The organism is Paraburkholderia sp. CNPSo 3274, from assembly GCF_024206475.1.
Classification (GTDB): Bacteria; Pseudomonadota; Gammaproteobacteria; order Burkholderiales; family Burkholderiaceae; genus Paraburkholderia.
Genome location: NZ_JAMBPR010000220.1, coordinates 1 through 1,106 on the forward strand (window position 1 = coordinate 1; position 1,106 = coordinate 1,106).

1 protein-coding gene is annotated in these 1,106 nt (G+C 60.9%); it reads right to left on the minus strand.

Annotated elements, in window-relative coordinates; translation table 11 throughout:
• Positions 1-43: 43 nt before the first annotated feature.
• Positions 44-1,039 (minus strand): IS5 family transposase, encoded by a 996-nt coding sequence (locus M3I54_RS44310; RefSeq protein WP_254346721.1) that lies wholly within the window; start codon positions 1,037-1,039, stop codon positions 44-46.
• Between the last annotated feature and the right edge of the window lie 67 nt (positions 1,040-1,106).

Here is a 1,106-nt window from a genome sequence, read left to right on the forward strand (position 1 = left end):
GGCTTTGTTCGGATGGGTACGAGTCCCCTTGCTGTGGACGCACCTATCCATTTTTGACGCAAACCGACCTGCCGAAGGAGTTCCACAGGTTGATGAGGTTGGCGATGATGACGCCCTCGCACTCCTGCGAGGCGATCTTCTGCGTCAGCAGGGTGGCGCCAATGCATCGCTTGATGCGTGAGATCTGCGCTTCGACGCGCGAGCGCAGGCCGTAGCCGTATTTCTTGTGGAACGCATAAATCCCCTTGTCCTTGATGTACCTGACGAGCTCGTCATGCCAGCGCGTCTGTCCGTCACCGTGTACGATCGCGTGAGCCGGCGGTGGTATGACCGGCGTGATGCCTGCCCCGGACAGCGCTTCGCCGCGCTCGATGCTGTAGTACGCACCGTCGGCTATCACCCGGTCCACCGGTAGGTCCGCAGGCAGCATGGCGTCCATGCCTTCGCTGTCCGACACTTCGGTGGTAGTGATCCGGATCGCGTGGATGTTCATGTCCGCATCGATGGATAGAAGCATCTTGCGCCACGGCGTGCGATCGGCCTTTTTGCCGTATTTCTCTTCGTACCACTGACCGGCCCGGGCGAAGCTCAGACCCGTGCTGTCAACGATCAGGCTCACCGCTTCGCCACGCGCAAGCCGTCGGGCCAGCTGCTCGCAGCGCTGTGTCACGCTCGCCTCCAGCGCGGCAAACCGGTCACACAGCTGCCCGAAGCTGGGCACCGCGATGTCCAGCCCCCGGGTGGCCCAGTAGTCCTGCATGTAACCCGTCGTCTGCCGCATGCCCCAGCCGAACAGCCGGTAAAACCTGTAGATCAGCTCGATGTAACCAGCCGTGTAGGTCGGCTCGCGACCGGAGACGCCACGGGTACGCGTGATCGTGTTGATGAACTGCGCCTTCAGGTCGCCGTGCGGAACATACAGGCTGATCATCCCGCGCTTTTTCAGGCTCTGGTTATACGCGTGAGCGTTCGTGACCCGGTACCCGGCCGTCTCCCATTTGCGCGGTTCGCCTTGTTTCTGTCTGACCTTGTATGGCATTATCTGAACACGCTTTATTCATCATCACGCACTTCTACGCAAGTCGCGCCCTCTTTGCAATACCCCC

Coding starts and splice junctions, on each gene's coding strand:
- M3I54_RS44310 (WP_254346721.1), bottom strand. CDS start 1,039: ATGCCATACAAGGTCAGACAGAAACAAGGCGAACCGCGCAAATGGGAG.